The following is a 23,743-nucleotide window of genomic DNA, read 5'->3' as shown; positions in this document are numbered from 1 at the left end:
CTCTTAACGGTCGACATAGTGTGCCAGTTTGGCGGCAAGAGAGCGGGGGAGTAGTTTTGAAGCGTAGGCCATCCCTTGATTTGCCATTCCGGGAATGACGACGCGCTTCCCTTTTACGAAGCCTAGAAACCCGGATTTAGCAACGGTCTCCGGCTTCATAGTGCTGTAGACGAGCTTTGTATGCTCTGCTTTCGCTCTTTTGAAGAATTCTGTCTCCGTTGCACCTGGACAGAGAGTTGTGATTGTCACACTTGTATCTCTGCACTCTTCGACAAGAGCTTCGGAAAAGGATAGTACGTAAGCTTTGGACGCATAGTAAACGGCCATTCTAGGGCCTGGCTGGAATGCAGCTGTGCTCGCTACATTGAGGATCCCCTTCGGTATCGAACGGAACCGCGCCGCTTTGATTTCAGGCAGGAACAGGTGAGTCAGTTCTGTTAAAGCATTCACATTGACCTGCAGCATCTGCTGCTGATCGGCAAGGGGGAGTTCATCAAATATTCCGTTTAAACCGAACCCGGCATTGTTGACCAACACGGTAATCGTCAGTCCGAGTTCTTTTACCCGGTCATAAATCTGTTGGGCAGCACCTGGCTCGGAAAGATCCTGGACAATTATGGTGACGGGATGTCCGTCCAATTCCTGTTTTAACGCTTCCAGCCTGGCCTCTGATCTTGCTACGACAATCAGGTTGTACCCGGACTTTGCAAAGAGGCGGGCGAGTTCGTACCCGATTCCTCCGGAAGCACCGGTAATGAGTGCAGTTGGTTTCATACGTCTCTCTCCTTTATAACTTCTCTTGGATTGCTAATAGTCTATACCCAAATACTGAATTCTACAAATCAAGCCCCTGTACTCCACTCAATGGGAGTTGACAGGGGCTAATGTTGTTTCTTGTATTCCTTGAGCTTATTCTTTGGGTTTAAGAGTCACAGCGGTCCCATATGCCATTATTTCTGAAGCAGAGTTTGTAACCGTAGAGGTTTCCAGGCGGACGGCGATTACCGCATCCGCACCTTTTTCTTCTGCGTGTTTGATCATGCGCCCGATAGCCTGCTGACGGGCTTCGTCCATCATTGCTGTATAGTCTTTAATTTCTCCTCCGACGACGTTCTTTAACCCGGCAAGGATGTCGCGTCCGATATGCTTCGACTGAACGGTGCTTCCCCGGACGAATCCTTTCATAGCTGTAAGATCATACCCATGTACAAAATCAGTAGTCACGATAATCATTAAATGGTTCCTCCTTTTTACGCTCCTGCGCAAGTAAAAATAATATAGTGAACAACCCTGCATACGAGCATGCGATAAGAATCAGCCCCGTCCATAGATGGAAGAACAAGGAGACGTATCCTGCGATCTGCAGTAAAAGACAAGCGAATACAAGATTGATTTTCAACGCGTCTCCCTCCAGACCGTGCGCCGCAGGATGAAAAACAGAATGCTCGGTACCGGAAATTGAATGATGCCGATCAGCCCCCAGAACCACGGAGCTTTATCGATTCGCCTTGCTTTTATAAAAAGAATCGAGCTTTGAGTAAGCAAGACCGCTCCAAGAAGCAGAAATCCCCATAAAGGGATATCTTCAGGCCCGTATTGTTTCATGATGTCACCACCGATCGCCGCTTTTCACGAAGGGCATACACACACATGCTCCCGACAGCAATAATCTGGATGATAAGGAACAAGGATGGGAACATGATAAACGTGAACGATAAGGCGGAAAGACCGATGGCTGCCACCAGCCACAGACATACAAGTTCTATCCATAACCGCTGGTACCAACGCCTGGAATGTTCTTCTATCCAAGCTTCAAATTGATGAAAGGAAGGTTCATCCACTTCCAAATAGTCATCGATTTTTTTGCTCGTTTCGTGAAGATGCTGTTCAATCAGACGTTTCTTATTATTATCATTCATCGATATTAAGCTCCTTCCGTAAACGGTCCAGGCCATAGTGAACACGTGATTTGACCGTGCCGGTTTTCAGTTTTAACAGGTTAGCGATTTCTTCATATTCGTAACCGTAATAATGCTTCAGAAGGATGGGGATACGATGCTTCTCTTCCAGCTTCCATATGGCCGTTTGGGTTTCGAACCATTCTTCGGGTACTTTGGCAGCTTCGATATGATTGATTTCATGCTCATGAAGGAACCGGGTATTCTTGTGCTTCTTTTTCATATCAAGGAAGGTATGCGTTGCAATCTGCAGCAGCCATGTGGAGAAGCTGGCATTCCCTTTATACTGATGGAGCTTTCGGATCGCTTTCATGATTGTTTCCTGGGTAATGTCATAAGCCAGTTGTTCCTCCCCGCACATCTTCCAGGCGTATTTGAACAAGAAGCTGTAGTGATCTTTCAGCAGCCCTGCTAAAGCTTTTTTGTCCCCTTGGGCAGCTCTTATTCTCTCAAGGTCCATGGGCATCCCTCATTTCCTATCTGCCTATACGACGAATGAACCCTGTCATCCGTTCAATTTTTTTCTTTCTTTTCTATTTTTGCAGACCTATCAGTGAAAAGCGGCGGTTCCTGCTTCTTCTTATTGTTTCCTACAAATCATGGAAACATCGCTGTTGACTTTGAAGTCTGAATTTTATAGACTGTGAGAAAGCTTAATAAGCAAGTTGAGATGAGAATGAGTTGAGTTGAGGTTAGAGTGAGCTGAGCCGAGAGAGCGAGGAATCGTCGGACGAAGGAGCTGACCGATTGCCTGGCCGTAAGTAAGTATTCAATGACAACCCCCCACTCGTTTTATCACCCTCAACGTCTCATTCTCCATACTACTATGGAGAGGTGAGCCTTTTTGACTACTTTTGAAACATTTCAAAGCGATGCATCCCTGTATCGGACCATCCCAATTACTAAATCCTTTTACACGGATACGTTAACACCTATTCACATGTTTCACGCTTTAAATAACGAAGCGGTATATATGCTCGAGAGCCAGGATCCGGAATCACCCTGGTCGAACTATTCTTTTATTGGCTTAGATCCAATGATTGAATTAAAAGAAATGGACAGCACGTTCTATATTACAGATTTCCAGACGAAGCAGGAAGAAGAAGCGCCTTCTTTCAAAGCAGCTTACGAAAAGGTGTTGGAGGATCTGCAGGTGAAACCGGCTGAAGATAGCGATCTCCCTTTTAAAGGAGGAGGTGTCGGCTATATCAGCTATGACGCAATATCCGATTATGAACCGGTTCCAAGAGCCGAGGAGGCTGGAAGTCTTGCGAATTATCATCTGCTGTTCTGCCAGACTTTAATCGCTTATCATCACAAAACGAAGCAGACGACGATCTTGTCCTTTGCAAGGCTCGGAAGCGGCGGTGAAGAGAACCTGACAAGTGCCTATGAAGATACACTGGGAAGGATCGAGAAAGTCCAATCCCGCTTGGCGAAGGCTCCTGGTCTGCCGGACTTGATGATGCAGGAAGAGGCGGAGTCTGAAGAAGAGATGGAATGGGACAGCAATTATGAACCGGACAAATTCAAAGCGGACGTGGAACGTATTAAAGAATACATTCTGGCGGGTGATGTCTTCCAGACTGTACTTTCCCAGCGCTTCCACACGGTAACGGACAGGAGCGGATTTGAACTGTACCGCGTTCTTCGGAATGTGAATCCATCCCCGTACATGTTCTATTTGAAGATGGGCGGCGTGGAAGTCATCGGAAGCTCTCCGGAGCGCCTTCTTGAAGTAAGGGACAGGAAGCTTGAAATCCATCCCATAGCAGGAACAAGGAAGAGGGGCCGCACCAAGGAGGAAGATGACCGCCTTGCAGAAGAGCTGATGAAGGATGAAAAGGAACTGGCTGAGCACCGGATGCTTGTGGATCTGGCTAGAAACGATATTGGTCGAGTAGCCGAATACGGATCGGTTCAGGTCAGTGAATATATGACGATTGGTCGTTTCTCCAAAGTGATGCACATCATAAGTAAAGTGATTGGTGAACTGAAAGGGGATGTATCACCGATTGATGCCCTTATTTCTTCCTTTCCGGCAGGAACGTTATCCGGAGCTCCGAAAGTCCGCGCTATGCAGATATTGCGGGAGCTCGAACCGACTCCGAGAAATCTATACGGCGGGGGCATCTTATACCTCGGGTTCGACGGTAACATCGATTCATGTATAACGATCCGGACGATGACGCTTATGGGACGGGATCTATACGTCCAGGCAGGGGCAGGAGTGGTGGCTGACTCCGATCCCGAAGCAGAGTATCAGGAGACGTTGAACAAAGCGAGTGCTTTGAAGCGGACGATTCAATTAGCAGAGAAGGTTTTTGAGAAGAGCGGAGAAGGAGTGGAGATGAGATGAAAGAGCTATTAAATAGAGTTGTATCAGGGGAAGTAATGGATGAGCAGCAGGCGTTCGAAACGATGAACGGTATCATGCAGGGCGAGGTTACGACAGCCCAGTTGACGAGTCTTTTAAGCATCATGCGTTTCCGCGGGGAGACAGTGGAAGAAATGACAGGATTCGTCCGGGCGATGCGTGCCAACATGACGAAGCTGGATGTCCATGATTCCACCATCATCGACACATGCGGTACCGGAGGGGACGGTGCATCTACGTTCAATATCTCCACGGCCGTATCGATCGTGCTTGCAAGTATGGGTGTCAAAGTTGCCAAACACGGAAACCGAAAAGTTTCTTCCAAGAGCGGGAGCGCAGATGTACTGGAGATGCTTGGTATTCCAATCGATACAACACCGGCAGAAGGAGCGAAGGCTCTGCAGGATAAAGGAATGACTTTCCTTTTCGCACCATTGTATCATCAGGCAATGAAACATGCCGGCCCGGCGAGGCAGGAACTTGGATTCCGGACGATATTCAACCTCCTCGGACCTATGTCAAATCCAGCCAATGCCAAACGGCAGCTGATTGGCATTTACTCCACGGATTATGCAGAGAAGATGGCCGAAACGCTGAAAGAGCTCGGATCCGAACGAGTGCTGCTTGCTACGGGCAGAGACGGTCTGGATGAAATAACGATAACAGGCGTGACGGATATAGTTGAACTGAACGAAGGGTCTATCACCCGATATACGATCACTCCGGAAGACTTCGGGTTATCAAGGGGATCCCTTGACGATATTAAAGCATCCGAACCCTCGGAAAGCGCAGCAATCATCAAAGAGATTTTCTACGGAGAATCAAACCAAAGCGCCGTCGATATAGTCAAAATGAACGCGGCTGCCGGCCTGTACGTGGCAGGAAAAGCTGATGACCTTCACGAAGGAGTAAAGCAGGTCGAAGAAGCTCTTCGAACAGGAGTGACCAAAGATTACTTTGAATCCATTGTAACGGAAAGGGAGAATCGTCAATATGCTTGAAACCATCTTGGCAGTCAAACAGCAGGAAATTGAAAAAATGTATTTACCGGAAGAACAAACATACAGGAAATATTCTCTGCATGAATCCTTGAAAACTTCCCCCTATAGAGCGGGACTGATCGCAGAAGTGAAAAAGGCTTCTCCGTCGAAAGGGATTATTCGTGAAGACTTTAATCCTGTGAAGATCGCGCATGATTACAATCAAGCGGGAGTCCAGGCGATTTCTGTTTTGACGGATCAGCATTTCTTCCAGGGGCACCGGGATTACTTATCTTCCATAAAACAGGTGGTCGATGTACCCGTACTTAGGAAAGACTTCCTCATCGATCCCATACAAATCGTAGAAAGTGCTTCTATTGGAGCGGATGCGGTCCTTCTGATTGGAGAAGCGATGGAAGCACGGGCCCTGCACGAACTTTATCTGCAGGCATATGAACTTGGAATGGAAGTGCTAGTGGAAGTGCATGGGGAAGAAACGCTGGAGGGATTGTTGAAGCAGTTCACCCCTGAAATACTCGGCATCAACAACAGGAATCTGCATACGTTTGAAACGAAGCTTTCTCAGACAGAGCGGATGGCGAAGCTTGCTCCGGCAGAAGCTCTTCTTGTTTCGGAAAGCGGCATTTTCACGCATGACGACTTACTTGCCGTATCCAGCTTCGGAGCAGAAGGAATCCTCGTCGGTGAATCGTTGATGAGACAGCAGGACATAGGCAAGGCTGTTCAAGTGCTGATGGAAGGGGAAGATGTCCGATGAAGGAGCCGATTGTCAAACTGTGTGGAAACCGGTCGCTCTCGGATGTCGCCAAGACTACTTCCTCGGAAGCGACGCATTTAGGTTTCATTTTCGTCAGAAGAACGAAAAGGTATGTTCGTCCGGAAGCCGTCTCCCGCTGGATCAGGAAGATCCGGCCAAAGCAGAAGCTTGTCGGGGTTTTCATTGAACCGACACTTGAGGAACTGGAACAGATTCTTCATTTTGTTCCACTTGACGTTATACAGCTCCATGGAAACGAAACCGTATCCCAGCTCCTGCGCATTAAAGAAGCATTCGGCCTTCCGGTTTGGAAGGTCATTCATCATCAAGAGAACGGGATGAACCAAATGGAGATTTTTCAAGGAGTTGCCGACGGGTATGTGATCGATTCTAAAGTGGATGGTCAAGCGGGCGGAACCGGCGTTCGATTCGATTGGGAAGCTGTTCCTTCCTATCAGAGCGCTGCTTATGAGCAGGGCGTTCCCTGTCTTATTGCAGGTGGAATAAGGCCGGAAAACGTGGCAGAGCTTCTTACTTACGACCCGGATGGGATCGATCTGTCCAGTGGTATCGAATCCAATGAAACAAAAGATATCGGCAAGATTCAAGCAGTCATGAAAGAGGTGGAGCGTAATGTTGCAAGTATTACCTGATATAAAAGGCCGTTTTGGTGATTTCGGAGGGAAATATGTTCCGGAAACACTGATGGGTCCCCTTCAAGAGTTGGAAGATGCATTAGATGAAGCATTGAACGATTCATCCTTCATGGAGGAGTATCATCATATATTAAAAGAATACGCCGGCAGACCTACTTCCCTTACCTTTGCAGATAAGATAACGGAACATCTCGGCGGGGCGAAAGTGTATCTGAAGCGGGAGGACCTGAATCATACCGGCGCCCACAAGTTGAACAATGCCGTCGGACAGGCCCTGTTGGCGAAGCGTATGGGCAAGAAGAAAATCATCGCCGAAACGGGTGCTGGCCAGCATGGCGTCGCCTCTGCAACGGTGGCGGCAAAGTTCGGTCTGGAGTGTAAAGTGTTCATGGGCGAAGAGGATATCCGCCGGCAGGAGCTTAACGTATTTAGAATGAAGCTGCTCGGCGCAGAAGTCATTTCCGTGTCAAGCGGAAACGGCACGCTTAAAGATGCGACGAACGAAGCTATACGATACTGGGTAGCCAACTGTGAGGACCATTTTTATTTGATCGGTTCTGTCGTGGGACCTCATCCGTATCCGAAGATGGTCCGTGATTTTCAGCGTATTATTGGGGATGAATCGAAGCGGCAATTCCTTGAGGCGGAGCCGGAGCTGCCCGACCGTATTTACGCCTGCGTAGGCGGAGGAAGCAATGCGATGGGTATGTTTTATCCTTTCTTGGAAGATGAATCGGAGTTGATCGGCGTGGAAGCGGCAGGCAAAGGGGTGGAGACACCGGAGCATGCGGCGACATTGACGAAAGGGACGCCCGGCGTCATCCATGGTTCTCTTACTTATTTGATGCAGGATGAGAATGGCCAGATTACAGAGCCGTATTCGATTTCCGCAGGACTTGATTATCCCGGAATCGGACCGGAACACGCACATCTTTTTCAAACGAAGCGTGTGCGTTACGAATCGATTACGGATCAGGAAGCATTGGATGCCTTGAAATTGTTGACGCAAACGGAAGGAATCATACCGGCTATTGAAAGTGCTCATGCACTTGCCCAGGCGTTCAAGGAAGCCGGGTCGATGAAACCGGAAGAAACGATTCTCATTAATTTGTCCGGTCGGGGCGACAAAGATATGGCGACATTGATGGAACACTTCCAGGAGGAGGTATGACATGCTTACGAAAACAGCGTTCCAAGGTAAATTGACGAAAACAGAAGACTTATTCATTCCTTTCATCGTTGCAGGTGATCCGGCCCCCCAATACACTATAGACTTTGCTCTTAGACTCCAAGCGGAAGGAGCGGACATCCTTGAACTTGGCGTCCCTTATTCGGACCCGCTTGCAGATGGTCCGACTATCCAGCGCGCCGCCAAGCGCGCTTTGAAGAGCGGTATGTCTTTGAGAAAAGCGATAGAACTGGTCCCGGCATTGCGGGACAACGGGGTGGAAATACCGGTTGTCATTTTCACCTACTACAATCCTGTTCTGCAGATTGGACATAAAGACTTCTTCGATAAGCTGGAAGCAAACGGAGTAGAAGGGGTGCTCATTCCTGACCTTCCATTTGAGGAGAGTGCAGAGGTACGGAGCATGGCTGAAGAGAGAGGCATTGAATTCATTTCCCTTGTCGCTCCGAACTCCGATCAACGGATCAAGCAGATTGCAGAGAATGCAAAAGGCTTTTTGTACTGCGTTTCTTCACTTGGAGTCACAGGAGAACGGAATGACATGTCCGGAGAAGCGCTCTCTTTCATTGAAAAAGTGAGAGAACACAGCAAGGTACCGGTTGCGGTCGGTTTCGGCATCTCCACTAACGAGCACGTGAAACTTGTGCGTCATCATGCGGATGGAGTCATTATCGGAAGTAAAATCATCCGTTTGATCGAAGAAGAGTTGCAGCACGTAGAAGCCGGCCGTAGAGATGAAGCTCTTGATAACTTTACTAAAGGCATCCGTGACCTGGTCGAATAGTCGCTGCCGGCACAGCTGAGAGGAGTGGAGCAGAGTGATATACATGATTGACCATTATGATTCTTTCACTTATAACCTTGTGCAGTATTTAGGGGATTTGGGAGAGGAGATCATCGTCAGAAGAAACGATGAAGTATGCTTGAGTGAAATTAAAGAATGTAACCCTGATCTGATTTTCCTTTCGCCGGGACCTTGTTCTCCGGATGAAACAGGGATGACGCTGGACGTCATCGCTGCATTCAAGGACAGCATTCCTATATTCGGTGTCTGTCTCGGTCACCAGTCAATTGCTCAGGTGTTCGGGGGGCAGGTGGTTCGTGCAGACCGCTTAATGCACGGGAAATCATCCCTCATCCACCATGACGGCCGTGGTATTTATGATGGATTGAATAATCCGATGGAAGTGATGCGCTATCATTCGCTGATAGTGAAGCAGGATGGAGTGCCGGAGGATTTTGAAGTCACATCGAAGACTGCGGAAGGAGAAATCATGGGAATCCGTCATAAGGCTCTTCCTATAGAGGGCGTCCAGTTCCATCCGGAATCGATCGGCACGGCAGACGGCAGGAAGCTGCTGGAGAATCTTATTAAGCAGCGTGCGAAAGCATTATTATCATAAGAAAAGCCTCCCATTGACCGGGAGGCTTTTTCTTATGAGGTTCAATCGACTTTGAATCGTTTTATTTGATCGTTCAGTACATTCGATAGCTCTGCTAAGTCTTCGGCGCTGTTCGATACTTCTTCCACAGAACTGTTGGACTGCTGGGCCGCTGCGGTGACCTGTTCGACACCGGCGGCGGATTCTTCCGAAACAGAAGCCACTTCTTCAATCGATGTATTCATTTCATAACTGTCTTCCGAGATCTTTTGGAGCTTTGCAGAAATTTCCCGTGTGCGCGCCACCATATCTGTGACAGAATGCTGAATTTTATCAAAGGTTTCCCCGGTTTGTTTCATCAGGGTGGTACCTTGATCGACCTCTTTGTATCCATTCTGAAGAGTAGCGGCCACCTCCCCGGATTCCGTTTGGATCGTATCGACAATTGATGTGATATCTTCGACAGAATGAGAGACCTGCTCGGCGAGCTTGCGGACTTCATCAGCAACGACGGCAAATCCTTTCCCATGCTCCCCTGCTCTTGCTGCTTCAATAGCTGCATTCAGAGAAAGAAGGTTCGTCTGGTTGGCGATATCCTGAATGACTTGGACAAGTTTTGAAATCTGCTGGGATTGACTGTCTAAGCCCCGAACCTTATCAACAGATTCTTTGACGATGCGGTCTATTGTCTGCATTTGATCGACAGAATGACGCATCATGTCACTGCCTTCGTTCGTCATGCGAAGAACTGATCCAGAGGACTCCGAGATTCCCTTGCCATTCTCATAAGCCTCCCGTATTTCCGTGGTGAAAGCTTCCATCATTTCTGATAGTTTGGAAGAACTGTGGGCCTGTGATTCCGCGCCTGCTGACAGCTGTTCCATCGTAGATGCAATCTGCTCACTACCTTCCTGTACTTCGTTTGCAGACAGCCTCAAGCCGGAACTTTGTGTGCGGACAGATTCTACTGCACCTTGAAGTTGGAGGATGATTTGTCTGATTCCTTCTTTCATTTCATGAGTGGATCCCGCCAATTGACCGATCTCATCCTCTCGATTCTGTCGAAGATCAATGGTGAGGTTGCCCTCTTCTACTTCCTTCATTTGTGACTGCAGTCGGACAATCGGCTTGCGGATTCTTCTTGTAATCAATGTAGCGGCTATGATCGACAACAATAAAATGATCAGGACTGTAATGGCAATCGGAATAATGATGGCGGCACTTTGCTGTTCGAGATCCGCTTTATCGACCGTTCCGATTATGATCCATCCGGTTATATCATTCTTTGAGTAGCCGAGTGTCTTATCTTTTCCTTCATATTGATAAGAAATAACGCCTGACTGTTTGTTTTGATTCATAATAGAAGTATAAAAGCTGTTTTCTGTAATATCCGTTCCGACAAGGTCTTCCTGCGGGTGGGAGATGAATATGCCGTTTTCTGCAAAAATAGCAGCATAGCCGGAATCTGCGATTTTCACGCCATCGATCAGACGGAGGAGGGAGCTCATATTGATATCGATAGAAAAGACGCCGACGAGCTCGTCACCGTTTTGCACCGCTTTAGCGACACTCATAATGGTCTCGTCCGTATTTACATCCAAGTACGGTTCCGTCCAGACGAGAGAACCGGCATTGTCCAAGGCATCCTGATACCACGGGCGTGTGCGCGCATCGAAGTCATCTGGGAGCTGCAGTTCATCGTCGGACACAGTCGTTCCTTCCGATTCCATACCTACATACGCATTTTGGACAATATCATTGGAGGCGCGTATGTCATTGAGCTCTTCTATGACCGCATCAGGGTCTGATTCTATATTTAAGAATTCCTCCTGGCCGGAATAGTAATTGATCGTATCTTCCTGTGCTTCGAGGAAAATATCGAAGGACTGACTCAACGTCTTCATTTGTTCTTCCACATTGTCAGTGAGCTCTGCCGTCGTGTTATCCACGCTGAAGGAATAGCTGGCAATGCCGACGACAATGCCCGCGATGACAATTAACGTAAGAAAAGGAATCAAAATCTGCCGCTGAATCGTCTTTGTGAAAATGGATGGACGCTGTTTCTTCTTGCTCTTCTTTTTCTTCTTCATTGGTACCCTCCCGTATTACTTTCTTTGTGTTCTCCCAGTGCTTTCTTCTCTCTTGTATCGGCATCGGATTAAGAGTTGTAAAGAGGATGTTTCTATGAGAGCGTTATCTAATTAAAATAAATGAAAAGATTAGTATTGAAAGTGGGTAAGGAAGGTGCTATTATATTAATTGTCTTCAAAATACGGGGCATTAGCTCAGCTGGGAGAGCGCTACACTGGCAGTGTAGAGGTCAGCGGTTCGAGCCCGCTATGCTCCACTTCGATATAAAAAGCACTTGCATATGCAAGTGCTTTTTATTTTTTCTATAATTCCCTTTTAACGATAGAATGCCTATTTCTCTATATTTTCCATGTAAATTACTATAAGTCCATCATTTGACTATACCAACACTGCCTCTCTGACATACATAATAATAAGTCAATAAATTTGGCTTTATATTATTTCAAGGAGAGAAAGCGATGTATATTTACGATCCAAACAGTCAGTCTTTCAGATCTAACCGCCTGTCCGGGCTTGGTGGCTGCAGCCGTACAAACGGAACAAATGCCGCAGGTCAACCATACGGCGGGTATGGCCTGCGTCAACCAGGAAACTTGGCTGGCGGTACGACTGGAACAGGGAAATTCTACCCCGAAAGGAAAAACAGCTGTTCAAAGCAATATCCAGAGTGTGATATTGCGGAAACAGTAAGCGTCAACTGTAATTCGGAAGGCTTTGGAGGTGGATTCTTCCTGCCGGTCGTTCTTCGTGATGTGGAATTGCAGGCACTTGTTGAGTCTGAAATTACCCTTCCTACGGCTGCACGTGAAATCAAAAACGTGCGCCGAAACGTGTACTTGACTCAGTGTAAAGCGATCCCGTCTATCGCTACAGAAGCTTCCGTCAACGTATTCGTGTCTGGTTATATCCACAAGAACATTCAGTATGTAGAAGAGTGCAGCGGGTACCTGCAGGATTACTCTGTAGAAGTTCCTTTCAGCTGCAACCAAACAGTGGAAATCGAGAACTTCCCGACTCAATTCTTCAGTGAAAAGTCTACAAGCACAGGAGAGAGAATCTTCGTTGATAAGAAGGGCATGGGAGGCGACCATTGTGTATCCGGCGGTCTTACGTTCGAATATTACAACGAGCCGATCGAGTGCCGTCTTTTGTTCAGTGCGGTAAACGACATTGACTTGTATAAGCATGTCGACAAGTGGGGCCGTTTCTGTAAGATTGTAGAAAAAGCAGAAGTATTGCTTATCTTCCGTCTGATTCAGTCACAGCAGTTCGATGAGCTTCCTGATGGAGAAGAGCCTGGTGCGCAGAATCAAGCGACACAAGGTCGCATCCAGAATAAAATGAACAGAGGCAGATAATTATCTGCAAGGGTCTGATCCTTTACGGGTCGGGCCTTTTTGTTATTTTATGTAGGAAGCGGGCGTTTGGTGCCACTGGGATACCGTGTTTTTGTGTGGTTTGAAAAGGTATAATAGAAGGAAAAAAAGGGAGAGTCTTTGCTATGATCGTGTCTTTCAACCGTGTTTTACAGCGTCTGATGCCCTATATTACGCCAAGCGCGGTGGTGATCGGTGTCCTGCTTGCGGAATGGTTCGATAACTTCGTCTTACTCGTGCCGTGGATCTTTGCGGTCATGACGTTTTCCGGCAGCCTTGGATCGAACTTTACCGATTTGAAAAAAGTACTCAGACATCCGGTCGCACTGGTTGCATGTATCGTCTTATTACATATCATCATGCCTTTAATTGCTCTTGGAGTCGGAAGCTTATTGTTCGGGAAGGAGGATTATACGACAATCGGGCTGGTGCTGTCCTTTGTCATTCCTACGGGGATTACGTCTTTGATCTGGGTTTCCATCTATAAAGGAAACGTCGTGCTGACGCTCTCCATCATACTGATTGATACGCTTCTTGCTCCGTTTACAGTACCCTTGGTTATGCAGCTGTTGGTCGGGGGCTCTGTCCAGATGGACATAGGCGACATCATGGTCGGTCTTCTGTTCATGATCGTTATCCCTTCTCTGGCCGGAATGGCTGTCAATCAGTGGGGGAGGGCTTCTTTCACGTCCAAAATGGAAACCAACCTAGCGCCATTGACGAAAATCGGGATCGGTCTCGTTGTGACGATCAACAGCTCTGCCGTCGCTCCTTATTTGAGAGTGATCGACCAAACGCTGGTTTGGACCGGAGTGACGGTCCTGTGTCTGGCTGCGTTGTCCTATGTGCTCGGGTTTTGGACCGGTCGGCTGCTGCGGGTGGAGCGTGGCAGTGTCCTGTCGCTCACGTTCAACAGTGGAATGCGTAATATCAGCGGCGGTGCCGTGATCGCCATCACCTATTTTCCACCACCGGTCGCCGTTCCGGTCATCGTCGGAATGTTGTTCCAGCAGGTCCTTGCCTCCTTCGCCGGCAAGTGGCTGGACAACTTTGGGAAAGGCGATAAAGGTGTGGCCGCACTGACGCACAAACAGATATAAAGGCGTTTTATAGTTAAAGAAACAGGGGAATCTGATGGAATAGAAGGAAGGACGGGAGGCGCGTATGTTATTTTCAGGAATTAAATTATCCGATCTCTCCAAAGTATCGATCCTGCTCATCGCAGCTGGATTCGTCCTAGTGGGAGGGGCGTTGTTTTTCTTTGCAGAACTTGCCGAGGATGTATTGGAGCAGGACCAGTTCTTCATGGATCAGGCGGCTCAGGATTTCTTTGGGGCCATTCGGTCTCCGTGGCTCGATACAGCCTGGGGCGGATTAACCGAACTAGGGTCCGTCTGGTTCTTGACGACAGCTACCGTCCTCGTACTGGGTTACTTGTTATTCTTCTCCAAACTCAGCCGATGGGTGGCCGTCTTCTTCCTTGTCAACATGGCGGGTATCAGCCTGTTGACAAAGGCTCTCAAGCTCACGTTCGAACGGGAGCGGCCCGAGGTGCTGGCGCAATATGACGGGACAGGATTCAGTTTTCCAAGCGGTCACTCGACAGGGTCGATGGTTTTCTATGGATTCATGATCTATGTTGTCGTCATCAGCCGTCTTCAGCGGAAGTGGAAAGTCACGCTCGGTCTTCTGCTGGGACTGGTAATCCTGCTCGTGGGGTTTTCCCGCGTTTATGTGGGTGTCCACTACCTGACGGACATCACTGCCGGCTTCTTATTCGGACTTGCCTGGCTGCTTGTTTGTATCGCTGCTCTCGAAGTGACGCTTTGGAATCAGCGGCGCCGACAACAAGGTTATAAAATGAGCTCCGGGGGGAATAAGAAGATGGAGGAGTGATACATCATGTTATACATCTTAGTTATATTTCTGCCGCCGCTAGCGGTCTTGTTTACGGGTCAGCCGTTGAAAGCGCTGCTGAACTTAATTTTGACCATGCTCTTTTACGTGCCGGGAGCGGTTCATGCAGCCGTAGTTGTTAAAGGTCATTACGATAGAAAGAAGCATAGATGAGAAGAAGCGTCTGAAGGGATCCCTTCAGACGCTTCTTTTTGATTAAACTCCTCGTTTGTTTCCCCAGACGAGGGCATGTACCTGCGGCAGCACACGGACGTGATTAAGCTTTTCCGAGGCGACTACCTGATCGATCAGCCATTCATATTGTTCAAGCAGATAACCGGCCAGGTTCGCCGGTTCGCCTTCCTTGAGGTCATCGTTTCCGACCTGCAGGAAGAAAGGAATGGCTGGATATCGTTCATGGACCTGCGCTGCATAATCCAAATCTTCTTCGTTGAAAATGACGACCTTCAAACTTGTAGAATCACTCCGGCCCTTCCTTTCCAAGCGATGAAGGATGTCATCGAGGATGTTCCAATCCGTCTTCATCAATGAGCTTGGCGGCTTCGGAGAGATGGTAAGGTCATCGATGTCCGGGAACCAGTCCTGATAACGGCTTCCTTGTGTTTCCAATGCGACCTCGATACCGAGGTCGTGAAGTCCGTCAATCAATTCGTTTAAATGTTTCAGCAAAGCAGGGTTGCCGCCTGAGATGGTGACGTGATCGAAGCGTTCCCCACCGGTTTCTTTCAAGCGGGTGATGATTTCCTCGGCAGTCAGGCGTTCGATATCCTCTTTTGCGCTGCCGTCCCAAGTAAAAGCAGAATCGCACCAGGCGCAGCTGTAATCACAGCCGGCCGTCCGGACGAACATCGTTTTTCTACCGACGACCATGCCTTCTCCCTGTATCGTAGGTCCGAAGATTTCCAAGACGGGAAACTTATTCATCGCGCATCCACTCCCGTCTTGCTTCTGCATAACTTGTCGGCGTCTCATAAAGCTTCACGAACTCCACGCGGGAGCCGTCACCGCGGTTTAACAGTGCTTCTTCCATCTGATTATAAATCCAGACAACCATGTTTTCCGCTGTGGTATTCATGTTAGGGAGCGTGTCATTTAAATAGCGGTGATCGAGATGGACCTCAATGCTTTCTTTCCATATCTGTTTGATATCACCGAAGTCGATGACAAGTCCGATATCATCAACGAATCCGCTTATACCGAAGATGACTTTGTACGTATGGCCGTGCAGATTTTTGCACTTTCCTTCATAACAGTGCAGGTGATGGGCCGCGTCGAAGGTGAATTCTTTGCTTACCATGACCCGCTTGGAATGATACTTCAAATCCTGGCGCTTAATGTCTTCATCTATTTTCTGTAAGTTTTCTACAATGGTAAAGCCGAACATCAGCGGCTCACCTCTTTTTGAGCAAGATACATATCCAGACCATTCTGACGGAGGCGGCACGCCGGGCAGTCGCCGCAGCCTTCTCCGCGTATGCCGTTATAACACGTAAGCGTCTTTTCGCGCACATATTCGAATCCGCCGAGTGTATCAGCAAGCTCCCATGTCTCGGCTTTATCGAGCCACATAAGCGGTGTGTGAAGGACGAATTCGTCATCCATGGACAAGTTGAGGGTGACGTTCAGTGATTTCACAAAGACGTCACGGCAGTCCGGATAGCCGCTGAAATCTGTTTCACATACGCCGGTGATCACGTGCTTGGCACCGATCTGTCTGGCAAGAATGGAAGCGAAGGATAAGAACAACAAGTTCCTGCCCGGAACGAAGGTGGATGGGAGCTCCCCGTTTTCGCCGTCTTTCACTTCCATATCATTACGCGTCAAAGCGTTCGGTGCGAGCTGGTTCAAGAGAGCCATATCCAGGATATGATGGCGGACGCCTTTATCGGCGGCGATTTCTTTGGCAACTTCAATTTCTTCTTTATGCCGCTGGTCGTAATCAAAGGTTACGGCTTCGACGTGATCGAACTTCTCTAAAGCCCAGTAAAGACACGTTGTACTGTCCTGACCGCCGCTGAATACAACCACGGCTTTGCTGTTTTTTTCCATAAAAAAATTCCCCTTCCATATAGGAAAGAGAGTATTCTATACACCCAAAACACTAAAAAAACCGTACCTAAGGTAAGGTACAGTTCCATCCTTAGTTTTTTATAGAGGGTGTCGCTAGAACCTCTCCTGCATCTGTCTGCAGATTTTATTCCATTGCTTCCCTTATTCTAACATGGAGCAGGTGAAAAAGGGAAGGAAAGACTTGGAGAGGTGGAATAGGCTCATTAGTTAAAAAATTGCGATTTACCTGTTGACTTCTTACATAGGTTTTGTATAATTATAAACATCAAGTAATAAATATGCAGGATTATTCATTGAGGAAGAGAGTACGTAGGCATCGGATCTGCAGCGAGCCGGGGTTGGTGGAAGCCTGGTGATCGATTCATACGGAAACGCACTTCTGAGAAGTTCGGTGAACGATAGTAGCCGTAACCGGGAGCTCCCGTTATCAGCATTGAGTTGGTCTATTTAATTAGACAATGAGAGTGGCACCGCGGATGATAATAACGTCCGTCTCTTACCTTTAGTAGGAGACGGTTTTTTTATGGATATAAATAACTAGGAGGAATTTAATTATGACAAAACCAAAAGTAGTACTCGCATATTCCGGTGGATTGGATACTTCGATTTCAGTGAAATGGATTCAGGAAAAGTACGGATATGATGTCATCGCCTTAGGGTTGGACGTTGGTGAAGGGAAAGACTTGGAGAAGATCCGTCAGAAAGCGCTGGACGTCGGTGCGATTAAGGCGATTATGGTGGACGCTAAGGAACTGCTTGCGGAGGAATACCTGATTCCCGCTTTGAAAGCAAACGCGCTGTATGAAGGGAAATACCCGCTGTCTTCTGCACTATCCCGTCCATTAATCTCCAAGCTGTTGGTGGAGGTAGCGGAACAGGAAGGCGCAGTAGCTGTCGCACACGGTTGTACAGGAAAAGGAAATGACCAGGTTCGTTTCGAAGTGTCCATCCAGGCCTTGAATCCAAACCTTGAAGTGATCGCTCCAGTCCGGGAGTGGGGAATGACTCGTGATGAACAGATCGTATATGCAGAAGAGAATGGAATTCCAATTCCTGTCAATTTAGAAAATCCTTTTTCCATCGATGCGAATATCTGGGGACGTGCCTGCGAAGCCGGCGTTCTGGAGGATCCTTGGAAAGAGGCTCCGGAAGCGGCATACGCCTGGACGAATCCTATTGAGAAAACTCCGGATACGCCGGAAACGATCGATATCGATTTTGTGGAAGGGAAGCCGGTAGCTATTAACGGTAAGGAAATGGGTATTGTAGAATTGATCGAATACTTGAATGAACTGGGTGGAGAGCACGGAGTCGGACGTATCGATCATACAGAAAACCGCCTTGTCGGAATCAAATCAAGAGAAGTGTATGAAAACCCTGCAGCCATGATCCTGATCAATGCTCATAAAGAGCTTGAGTTCCTGACATTGACAAGAGAAGTATCCCAGTACAAAGCGAATGTCGATCAGCAGCTTTCCAAGATCATTTACGATGGTCTATGGTACTCTCCGCTGCAGCCGGCGCTTGCTGCTTTCGTAGAGACAACACAGAACGTAGTGACTGGTACAGTGAAAGTGAAGCTGTTTAAAGGTCATCACACAGTGATTGGTAAGAAATCGCCAGTCAGTCTTTACAACGAGGAACTGTCCACTTATTCCAAAGAAGATGCGTTCGATCACAATGCAGCTGTCGGTTTCATTAAACTGTGGGGGCTTCCGACGAAAGTATATGCTGATGTTCATAAAGGCGATAAGCTGTTGAACAAAGCCAAGGTGAGCGCGCATGACTAAGCTGTGGGGCGGCCGCTTTACCAAACCAACGAATAAACTGGTGGAAGAGTACACCTCTTCCATCGGCTTTGATCAAAAACTGGCCCTTCAGGATATTAAGGGAAGCATGGCACACGTTACGATGCTCGGCGCGTGCGGCATCATTTCCGAAGAGGAAGCTGCTCAAATCAAAGATGGTTTGTTAACTATTGAGCAAAAGGTGAAGAACGGGGACGTCACGTTCGCTGTAGAGCATGAAGATATTCATATGAATATTGAGAAGCTGTTGATTGATGAAATTGGTCCCGTTGGCGGCAAACTGCATACAGGGAGAAGCAGGAATGACCAGGTAGCGACAGATATGCATCTGTATTTGAGAGAGAAGACGAAGGATCTCATTCAATTGCTGGAAGCAGTCCAAGCGGCTCTTGTTGATCAGGCGGAATCCCATGTAGAAACCATTGTCCCTGGTTATACACATTTGCAGCGCGCCCAGCCGATTTCTTTCGGACATCATCTCCTTGCTTATTTCTGGATGTTTGAAAGAGATAAAGAAAGATTGCAGGACAGCTTGAAGCGTGTCAACTGGTCACCACTTGGGGCGGCTGCTTGGCAGGTACACCATATCCAATCGATCGTCAGATGACAGCGGAAGCGCTGGGGTTCGACCAACCGTATCCCAACTCTTTGGATGCCGTGAGCGATCGGGATTTCATTCTTGAGTTTCTATCGATTTCTTCGATTTTGATCATGCATATCTCCCGTCTGTCGGAAGAACTTGTGATGTGGGGAAGTCAGGAATTCCAATTTGTGGAGCTCGATGACGCATTCTGTACAGGATCAAGTATCATGCCGCAGAAAAAGAACCCGGATGTTCCTGAACTGTTGAGAGGGAAAACCGGTCGCATATACGGAAACCTTATAGGACTGCTTACTTTGCTTAAAGGTCTCCCGCTTGCCTACAATAAAGACATGCAGGAAGACAAGGAAGGTATGTTCGATACCGTTGAAACGCTGGAAGGAGCACTGCAGCTGCTTGCGCCGATGCTTGCATCCATGAAAGTCAATGATAAAGAGATGAAGAAGGCAGTCACAGAAGATTATTCCAATGCGACGGATATCGCTGATTACCTGGCAGTAAAAGGCATGCCTTTCCGTCAAGCGCACGAAGTCATCGGAAAAATCGTTCTGTATGCGATAGAAAACAAAAAGTATCTGCTCGATTTGAAAATGGAGGAGTATAAGGAATTTTCCGAGCTGTTTGAAGCGGATATATATGAGAAACTAGCACCGGATCATGTAGTAGCGGCACGAAACAGTGAAGGTGGAACAGGATTTGAGCAAGTGATTAAGCAATTGCAATTGGCAAAAGGGCATCTGGGTTGAGCAGGTGTCCTTTTTCTTTTCTAATGGAAGAGAATAGTAATGAAAACGTTTGAAAAATGTCTGGAAGGCTATTATAACCATACGACCTTAATCTCGAGAGGAGTATGTGACATGTCTAAGTATGTACAAGCCTATTTTCAAACAGAGAACGATGCCGAGGGGGCGAAGTCGTCCCTGCAGAAGCTAGCGGTGGAAGGAGAAATGGTGGAAGCTGTTCCAGAGGAAGCGGACTTGACACCGATTGTTCCGTTGGCAGGATCGACATCAACAGGGGGAGGTACGTTTACCTTCACAGAAGTGATTTCACCAAAACATGATCATGAAGAAGCGTTGACAGATAAAAAGCACTTGACTCATGTGCTGCACTTTTCCGTAGAGGAAGAGTCCTTGGAAGAAGCCCTCAAAATTATGAAGGACCACGGCGGCCATGTAGATAAAAAATTATTGAAATGATAATCACCTCCGTCTCCTCAGAAAGACGGAGGTGATTTCTTTTACATGTATAGGCTGGCAAGGAAGATCCCCATTGTTTCTTGATAGATCTCATCAAACTGGTCAAGTGGAAGCGGGTTTACTCCTTCTCCCAGCTCAAGGGTGAATCCGGGACGGCGGAATTCCTGAATGAACCAATCTTTATAGCCGGAAAAGCTGTCTACATAGCGGATGGGCTCGTAGCCGCTGACTCTCCCGAATTCTTCTGCAATGGCAATGGATTCCGCAGGCTCTAATCCCTCGTATCCCCAGAAGATGACCTCACCCTGCGTATGCAGGGCAAGCATCTTTTCGAAGTTCCGATCCTTTGCCAACTCGGCCATGGCGATCGTTTCCGGCTCTGTCAGTGGTTCATATCCGGGAAAATCACGCGGAGCTGGTGCCGTCGGTTTTCTCGCGGCGTCCACTTCCCACTTAGCAGGAAATTGATTGTTAAGGTCCACCCCGCGGATGTTCGCCTTCCAGTCGGTGAAATCATTACTTCCTTGATTAATGCGCAATGCTTCTCTGCCGAATTCTCCTTCGGGCGCGCCGTTTAAGACGAGATCGACACCATCAGGATCGACCATCGGGACGATCGATATGGTGATTTGATCATAGTAGGGGAGCATATCAAGCCCTCGTATCGTTTCTTTATTTGTTAAAGCGAGGACATAATCGTTGAGAAACTGCATGATGACAGCAGTTGTGATCCACTCATTCGCATGGAAGGAGCCGTTCCAGTGAACCACTTTCGGACCGCGTCCGATTTGAAGCTCCACCAGGTCTTTGCCCATGACGCTTTGACCGATGACATTCTTCCGGATATATGGATACAAAGCGAGGAGCTTATCGATATCCTTGCGAAGAATAGTCGAGTCATACGGTTGGTTCCCGTCGAGGATCCGGTAAGTCACAAGGACAGGAATAGTTAGTTTTTGGCCGATGACGAGACGTGAGGGGTCTATCCCCGGATTTAATAGAGCAAGCGCGTCCAGGGAGATTCTCCGCTCGCTCGCCAACTTCCATAATGTATCTCCTTTTTGGATGGTATAGGTGCTTGTTTCGTAACCCGGAATAAAGATGGTTTGACCTATGGAGAGTTCACCCGGTTCGATCCCGGGATTGGAGTCTATTAGTAAAGTCAGCGGGATATTGAACAAATTGGCATAATACCATAACGTATCTCCACTTCTCACTTTTACGTCCACGATAAAGCCTCCTCTCCTTATATGTATATGGAAAGAGGAAAAGGAGCATGAAGTCATTTTCTCTACAGTTTTTTAAAAAACGATACATAGCAGCTGGATTTCAGGTACAATAAGGCGTAATGGCCATCCAAGGCCTCAGTTGAAGAAAGTAGTGATATACATGCAAACATTCGAACAATTAGGAGTGCCTTCCCATTTAGTCGGAAAGCTGAAGCAGCAAGGCGTCACTTCTCCTACGGATATACAGGTGGAAGCCATCCCCGCTTTAATGGATGGCCGGGATATCATCGCAGAAGCACAGACCGGAACAGGCAAGACGTTCGCCTTCCTGCTGCCTATCCTGCACAATATTGACCCGGATCTGGCAGAGGTACAGTCTGTCGTCATTACCCCGACGAGGGAACTTGCGCTGCAGATCACGGAGGAAGTGACGAAAGTGAAGGATGCGTCTACTCATGTCCTCGCAGTGTACGGTGGACAGGATGTTGCGAAGCAGGCGAATAAGTTGAACGGACGAGCCCATATCGTTATCGCGACGCCGGGCAGGCTCCTCGATCATATGCGGAGAGGGACGATCAGCCTCCAGTCCGTCCGTCACCTTGTCCTGGATGAAGCGGATCAGATGCTTGAAGCAGGATTTCTTCCTGATGTGGAAGCGATTCTCTCTGAAATGAATGCCGAGAGACAGTCGATGCTTTTCTCAGCGACGATTACGAAGCAGGTCCAGAAGCTTGGTAGAAAGATGCTGAAGGACCCGGCGCGTATTTCAGTAAAAGGGGAGCAGGTCACGGTTTCGAATATTAAGCAGCTTCTCTATGAGACGACGGACAGGCAGAAGCAGGCCGCGCTCCTGACAATCATGAGGGAGCACCGTCCCTTCCTTGCGGTGATTTTCTGCCGGACGAAAAGGCGGGCGAAGAAGTTGAACGATGCCTTGACCGCAGAAGGATTTGCATCGGATGAGCTGCACGGAGATCTTTCCCAGGCAAAAAGGGAAAAAGTGATGAAGCGGTTCCGTGAAGCGAAGCTGCAGTATCTGGTAGCAACAGACGTTGCTGCTCGGGGATTGGATGTGGAAGGTGTCACTCACGTTTTCAATTATGACATCCCGCAGGATCCGGAAAGCTATGTGCACCGGATCGGACGGACGGGGAGAGCAGGCGGCAAGGGACTTGCGATCACGTTTGCTGCACCGAAGGACAAACCAGCGCTTAGAGATATTGAGAGGTTCATCAGTGAAAAACTGGAACGCCGGACGATCGAAGGTCTTTCACCAGGAAAGCGGAAGGAACAGGAAGATACGGAAAGAAAACCACGTCATAATAGGCGTAGAAGAAAATAAAAGACGAGGCCCGGGAGGCCTTCGTCTTTTTTTTATGGAATAGTGACAAAAGTTTAACATTGAGCGGCGTCTGGAAATATGATATAGTAACAATGTAATTCCGAGTTTACTTATAGGAATTATAAATTATGGGGAGAGATGACGAAATGGGAATGGAATTCGTCGACTTATTCGACCAATGGGCGAGTTCGTATGATGACACAGTAGCCGGGAAAGATCCCGAATATAGGGAAGTGTTCGACGGGTACGATGAAATGCTTGCCCGCCTCGCCGCTTTGTCCGTATCGCCTGTCATGGAATTCGGTGTCGGCACAGCCAATTTAACCCGCCGGATGGTGGATCAAGGAAAATTGGTAATCGGAGTCGAACCCTCTTCGGAAATGCGCAAAATTGCTAAGATGAAATGTCCGGAAGCAGCAATATATGATGGGAACTTTCTGGATTACCCGCAGTTTGGGACTCCGATTCGTTCCATTGTCAGCTCATTCGCCTTCCACCACCTGACCAAAGAGGAAAAGGAAACAGCGATCAAAAGCTTCCACGACCAGCTGGATACAGACGGTCAAGTCATCTTTATTGATACCATCTTCCAGGATGAAGCACATAAACAGAGGCTGATCCGTAAAGCGGAAGAAGCGGGATTTTTAAATTTAGCACAGGATTTGCAGGAAGAATACTATGCCTATCTAGAAGAATTAAGGGAGGCGTTTATTGCTCAAGGGTTTAAAGTGTCCTTCGAGCAGCTGAATAAATACGCTTGGCTCATACAAGCGAACAAAGGGGAATGATC

Annotated in this window: 26 protein-coding genes, 1 tRNA gene, 1 pseudogene and 1 other annotated feature; of the genes and pseudogenes, 17 read left to right on the top strand and 11 right to left on the bottom strand. The window is 47.9% G+C overall.

What is annotated here, in order from left to right:
* Positions 1-3 precede the first annotated feature (3 nt).
* From D479_RS01110 to D479_RS01085, 6 genes are all read right to left on the bottom strand, one after another.
* Positions 4-774, bottom strand: coding sequence for an SDR family oxidoreductase (locus D479_RS01110; RefSeq protein ID WP_008632681.1), 771 nt, complete (start codon positions 772-774; stop codon positions 4-6).
* 135 nt (positions 775-909) lie between these two features.
* Positions 910-1,233 (bottom strand): YbjQ family protein, encoded by a 324-nt coding sequence (locus D479_RS01105; protein WP_008632680.1) that lies wholly within the window; start codon positions 1,231-1,233, stop codon positions 910-912.
* Positions 1,214-1,399: a hypothetical protein gene (locus D479_RS01100; RefSeq protein WP_008632679.1), complete on the bottom strand. Its 186-nt coding sequence runs from the start codon at positions 1,397-1,399 to the stop codon at positions 1,214-1,216. Before D479_RS01100 ends, D479_RS01105 begins: the two co-directional genes overlap by 20 nt.
* Positions 1,396-1,605, bottom strand: coding sequence for a hypothetical protein (locus D479_RS01095; protein WP_008632678.1), 210 nt, complete (start codon positions 1,603-1,605; stop codon positions 1,396-1,398). The genes D479_RS01100 and D479_RS01095 overlap by 4 nt, the downstream gene beginning before the upstream one ends.
* Positions 1,602-1,919 (bottom strand): YxlC family protein, encoded by a 318-nt coding sequence (locus tag D479_RS01090; RefSeq protein WP_008632677.1) that lies wholly within the window; start codon positions 1,917-1,919, stop codon positions 1,602-1,604. The genes D479_RS01095 and D479_RS01090 overlap by 4 nt, the downstream gene beginning before the upstream one ends.
* Positions 1,912-2,418: a sigma-70 family RNA polymerase sigma factor gene (locus D479_RS01085; RefSeq protein WP_008632676.1), complete on the bottom strand. Its 507-nt coding sequence runs from the start codon at positions 2,416-2,418 to the stop codon at positions 1,912-1,914. Before D479_RS01085 ends, D479_RS01090 begins: the two co-directional genes overlap by 8 nt.
* Positions 2,419-2,802: 384 nt before the next feature.
* On the opposite strand from D479_RS01085, the gene trpE reads away from it, so the two are divergent.
* Genes trpE through D479_RS01050 form a run of 7 tightly spaced genes read left to right on the top strand, consistent with a single transcriptional unit; the run spans position 2,803 to position 9,341 of the window.
* Positions 2,803-4,317, top strand: a complete 1,515-nt coding sequence (trpE, locus tag D479_RS01080) for an anthranilate synthase component I (RefSeq protein WP_008632675.1) — start codon at positions 2,803-2,805, stop codon at positions 4,315-4,317.
* Positions 4,314-5,336 (top strand): anthranilate phosphoribosyltransferase, encoded by a 1,023-nt coding sequence (gene trpD, locus D479_RS01075; protein WP_008632674.1) that lies wholly within the window; start codon positions 4,314-4,316, stop codon positions 5,334-5,336. Before trpE ends, trpD begins: the two co-directional genes overlap by 4 nt.
* A complete protein-coding gene (trpC, locus tag D479_RS01070; protein ID WP_008632673.1) occupies positions 5,329-6,093 on the top strand; it encodes an indole-3-glycerol phosphate synthase TrpC in 765 nt (254 codons plus the stop codon). Before trpD ends, trpC begins: the two co-directional genes overlap by 8 nt.
* A complete protein-coding gene (locus D479_RS01065; protein ID WP_008632671.1) occupies positions 6,090-6,746 on the top strand; it encodes a phosphoribosylanthranilate isomerase in 657 nt (218 codons plus the stop codon). Before trpC ends, D479_RS01065 begins: the two co-directional genes overlap by 4 nt.
* The gene (gene trpB / locus D479_RS01060) at positions 6,727-7,920 is read left to right on the top strand and encodes a tryptophan synthase subunit beta (RefSeq protein WP_008632670.1); all 1,194 of its coding nucleotides are present in this window, start codon (positions 6,727-6,729) and stop codon (positions 7,918-7,920) included. Before D479_RS01065 ends, trpB begins: the two co-directional genes overlap by 20 nt.
* A gap of 1 nt (position 7,921) precedes the next feature.
* Positions 7,922-8,722: a tryptophan synthase subunit alpha gene (gene trpA / locus D479_RS01055; RefSeq protein ID WP_008632664.1), complete on the top strand. Its 801-nt coding sequence runs from the start codon at positions 7,922-7,924 to the stop codon at positions 8,720-8,722.
* A 34-nt stretch (positions 8,723-8,756) separates the two neighbouring features.
* Positions 8,757-9,341 (top strand): aminodeoxychorismate/anthranilate synthase component II, encoded by a 585-nt coding sequence (locus tag D479_RS01050; protein ID WP_008632662.1) that lies wholly within the window; start codon positions 8,757-8,759, stop codon positions 9,339-9,341.
* 41 nt (positions 9,342-9,382) lie between these two features.
* On the opposite strand, the gene D479_RS20960 is transcribed toward D479_RS01050, so the two are convergent.
* Positions 9,383-11,410: a methyl-accepting chemotaxis protein gene (locus tag D479_RS20960; RefSeq protein WP_008632655.1), complete on the bottom strand. Its 2,028-nt coding sequence runs from the start codon at positions 11,408-11,410 to the stop codon at positions 9,383-9,385.
* Positions 11,411-11,594: 184 nt separating this feature from the next.
* Here D479_RS20960 and D479_RS01040 point away from each other — a divergent pair.
* From D479_RS01040 to D479_RS20095, 5 genes are all read left to right on the top strand, one after another.
* Positions 11,595-11,667 (top strand) — tRNA-Ala (locus tag D479_RS01040).
* Positions 11,668-11,869: 202 nt separating this feature from the next.
* A complete protein-coding gene (locus tag D479_RS19750) occupies positions 11,870-12,769 on the top strand; it encodes a CsxC family protein (protein ID WP_051348978.1) in 900 nt (299 codons plus the stop codon).
* Between the two features lie 143 nt (positions 12,770-12,912).
* The gene (locus tag D479_RS01030; protein WP_008632653.1) at positions 12,913-13,887 is read left to right on the top strand and encodes a bile acid:sodium symporter family protein; all 975 of its coding nucleotides are present in this window, start codon (positions 12,913-12,915) and stop codon (positions 13,885-13,887) included.
* 64 nt (positions 13,888-13,951) lie between these two features.
* Positions 13,952-14,683, top strand: a complete 732-nt coding sequence (locus D479_RS01025; RefSeq protein WP_008632651.1) for a phosphatase PAP2 family protein — start codon at positions 13,952-13,954, stop codon at positions 14,681-14,683.
* 6 nt (positions 14,684-14,689) lie between these two features.
* Positions 14,690-14,857: a YqaE/Pmp3 family membrane protein gene (locus D479_RS20095; protein WP_008632649.1), complete on the top strand. Its 168-nt coding sequence runs from the start codon at positions 14,690-14,692 to the stop codon at positions 14,855-14,857.
* A 42-nt stretch (positions 14,858-14,899) separates the two neighbouring features.
* Here D479_RS20095 and queE read toward each other — a convergent pair whose 3' ends face one another.
* From queE to queC, 3 genes are read right to left on the bottom strand one after another with little or no spacing between them, the layout of a single operon-like run.
* Positions 14,900-15,628 (bottom strand): 7-carboxy-7-deazaguanine synthase QueE, encoded by a 729-nt coding sequence (queE, locus tag D479_RS01020; protein WP_008632646.1) that lies wholly within the window; start codon positions 15,626-15,628, stop codon positions 14,900-14,902.
* A complete protein-coding gene (gene queD / locus D479_RS01015; protein WP_008632644.1) occupies positions 15,621-16,088 on the bottom strand; it encodes a 6-carboxytetrahydropterin synthase QueD in 468 nt (155 codons plus the stop codon). Before queD ends, queE begins: the two co-directional genes overlap by 8 nt.
* Positions 16,088-16,753 (bottom strand): 7-cyano-7-deazaguanine synthase QueC, encoded by a 666-nt coding sequence (queC, locus tag D479_RS01010; RefSeq protein ID WP_008632642.1) that lies wholly within the window; start codon positions 16,751-16,753, stop codon positions 16,088-16,090. Before queC ends, queD begins: the two co-directional genes overlap by 1 nt.
* Positions 16,754-17,058: 305 nt before the next feature.
* Positions 17,059-17,274, top strand: a binding site (T-box leader).
* Positions 17,275-17,328: 54 nt separating this feature from the next.
* On the opposite strand from queC, the gene D479_RS01005 reads away from it, so the two are divergent.
* The 3 genes and pseudogenes from D479_RS01005 (at position 17,329) to D479_RS00995 (ending at position 20,382) form a co-directional block, all read left to right on the top strand.
* Positions 17,329-18,564 (top strand): argininosuccinate synthase, encoded by a 1,236-nt coding sequence (locus D479_RS01005; RefSeq protein ID WP_008632637.1) that lies wholly within the window; start codon positions 17,329-17,331, stop codon positions 18,562-18,564.
* A pseudogene (gene argH, locus D479_RS01000) lies at positions 18,557-19,929 on the top strand (argininosuccinate lyase). The gene D479_RS01005 and the pseudogene argH overlap by 8 nt, the downstream one beginning before the upstream one ends.
* A gap of 111 nt (positions 19,930-20,040) precedes the next feature.
* The gene (locus D479_RS00995; RefSeq protein WP_152413292.1) at positions 20,041-20,382 is read left to right on the top strand and encodes a hypothetical protein; all 342 of its coding nucleotides are present in this window, start codon (positions 20,041-20,043) and stop codon (positions 20,380-20,382) included.
* A 41-nt stretch (positions 20,383-20,423) separates the two neighbouring features.
* Here the strand turns inward: D479_RS00995 and D479_RS00990 are convergent, their stop codons facing one another.
* Positions 20,424-21,611 (bottom strand): M14 family metallopeptidase, encoded by a 1,188-nt coding sequence (locus D479_RS00990; RefSeq protein WP_008632630.1) that lies wholly within the window; start codon positions 21,609-21,611, stop codon positions 20,424-20,426.
* 160 nt (positions 21,612-21,771) lie between these two features.
* Here D479_RS00990 and D479_RS00985 point away from each other — a divergent pair, with 160 nt between their 5' ends.
* Positions 21,772-22,953, top strand: a complete 1,182-nt coding sequence (locus D479_RS00985) for a DEAD/DEAH box helicase (RefSeq protein ID WP_008632629.1) — start codon at positions 21,772-21,774, stop codon at positions 22,951-22,953.
* 128 nt (positions 22,954-23,081) lie between these two features.
* A complete protein-coding gene (locus D479_RS00980; RefSeq protein WP_008632627.1) occupies positions 23,082-23,741 on the top strand; it encodes a class I SAM-dependent methyltransferase in 660 nt (219 codons plus the stop codon).
* The last annotated feature ends 2 nt before the right edge of the window (positions 23,742-23,743 follow it).

Source organism: Halobacillus sp. BAB-2008 (assembly GCF_000328325.1).
In the GTDB taxonomy this organism is placed as follows: Bacteria; Bacillota; Bacilli; order Bacillales; family Halobacillaceae; genus Halobacillus.
This window is presented reverse-complemented; position numbering and strand designations above follow the sequence as displayed.

Bases quoted from the DNA above. Each gene is read 5' to 3' on its own strand.
- D479_RS01110 (WP_008632681.1), bottom strand. From the start codon at position 774: ATGAAACCAACTGCACTCATTACCGGTGCTTCCGGAGGAATCGGGTAC.
- D479_RS01105 (WP_008632680.1), bottom strand. From the start codon at position 1,233: ATGATTATCGTGACTACTGATTTTGTACATGGGTATGATCTTACAGCT.
- D479_RS01095 (WP_008632678.1), bottom strand. From the start codon at position 1,605: ATGAAACAATACGGGCCTGAAGATATCCCTTTATGGGGATTTCTGCTT.
- D479_RS01090 (WP_008632677.1), bottom strand. From the start codon at position 1,919: ATGAATGATAATAATAAGAAACGTCTGATTGAACAGCATCTTCACGAA.
- D479_RS01085 (WP_008632676.1), bottom strand. From the start codon at position 2,418: ATGGACCTTGAGAGAATAAGAGCTGCCCAAGGGGACAAAAAAGCTTTA.
- trpD (WP_008632674.1), top strand. From the start codon at position 4,314: ATGAAAGAGCTATTAAATAGAGTTGTATCAGGGGAAGTAATGGATGAG.
- trpC (WP_008632673.1), top strand. From the start codon at position 5,329: ATGCTTGAAACCATCTTGGCAGTCAAACAGCAGGAAATTGAAAAAATG.
- D479_RS01065 (WP_008632671.1), top strand. From the start codon at position 6,090: ATGAAGGAGCCGATTGTCAAACTGTGTGGAAACCGGTCGCTCTCGGAT.
- trpB (WP_008632670.1), top strand. From the start codon at position 6,727: ATGTTGCAAGTATTACCTGATATAAAAGGCCGTTTTGGTGATTTCGGA.
- trpA (WP_008632664.1), top strand. From the start codon at position 7,922: ATGCTTACGAAAACAGCGTTCCAAGGTAAATTGACGAAAACAGAAGAC.
- D479_RS20960 (WP_008632655.1), bottom strand. From the start codon at position 11,410: ATGAAGAAGAAAAAGAAGAGCAAGAAGAAACAGCGTCCATCCATTTTC.
- D479_RS19750 (WP_051348978.1), top strand. From the start codon at position 11,870: ATGTATATTTACGATCCAAACAGTCAGTCTTTCAGATCTAACCGCCTG.
- D479_RS01030 (WP_008632653.1), top strand. From the start codon at position 12,913: ATGATCGTGTCTTTCAACCGTGTTTTACAGCGTCTGATGCCCTATATT.
- D479_RS01025 (WP_008632651.1), top strand. From the start codon at position 13,952: ATGTTATTTTCAGGAATTAAATTATCCGATCTCTCCAAAGTATCGATC.
- D479_RS20095 (WP_008632649.1), top strand. From the start codon at position 14,690: ATGTTATACATCTTAGTTATATTTCTGCCGCCGCTAGCGGTCTTGTTT.
- queE (WP_008632646.1), bottom strand. From the start codon at position 15,628: ATGAATAAGTTTCCCGTCTTGGAAATCTTCGGACCTACGATACAGGGA.
- queD (WP_008632644.1), bottom strand. From the start codon at position 16,088: ATGTTCGGCTTTACCATTGTAGAAAACTTACAGAAAATAGATGAAGAC.
- queC (WP_008632642.1), bottom strand. From the start codon at position 16,753: ATGGAAAAAAACAGCAAAGCCGTGGTTGTATTCAGCGGCGGTCAGGAC.
- D479_RS01005 (WP_008632637.1), top strand. From the start codon at position 17,329: ATGACAAAACCAAAAGTAGTACTCGCATATTCCGGTGGATTGGATACT.
- D479_RS00995 (WP_152413292.1), top strand. From the start codon at position 20,041: ATGTCTAAGTATGTACAAGCCTATTTTCAAACAGAGAACGATGCCGAG.
- D479_RS00985 (WP_008632629.1), top strand. From the start codon at position 21,772: ATGCAAACATTCGAACAATTAGGAGTGCCTTCCCATTTAGTCGGAAAG.
- D479_RS00980 (WP_008632627.1), top strand. From the start codon at position 23,082: ATGGGGAGAGATGACGAAATGGGAATGGAATTCGTCGACTTATTCGAC.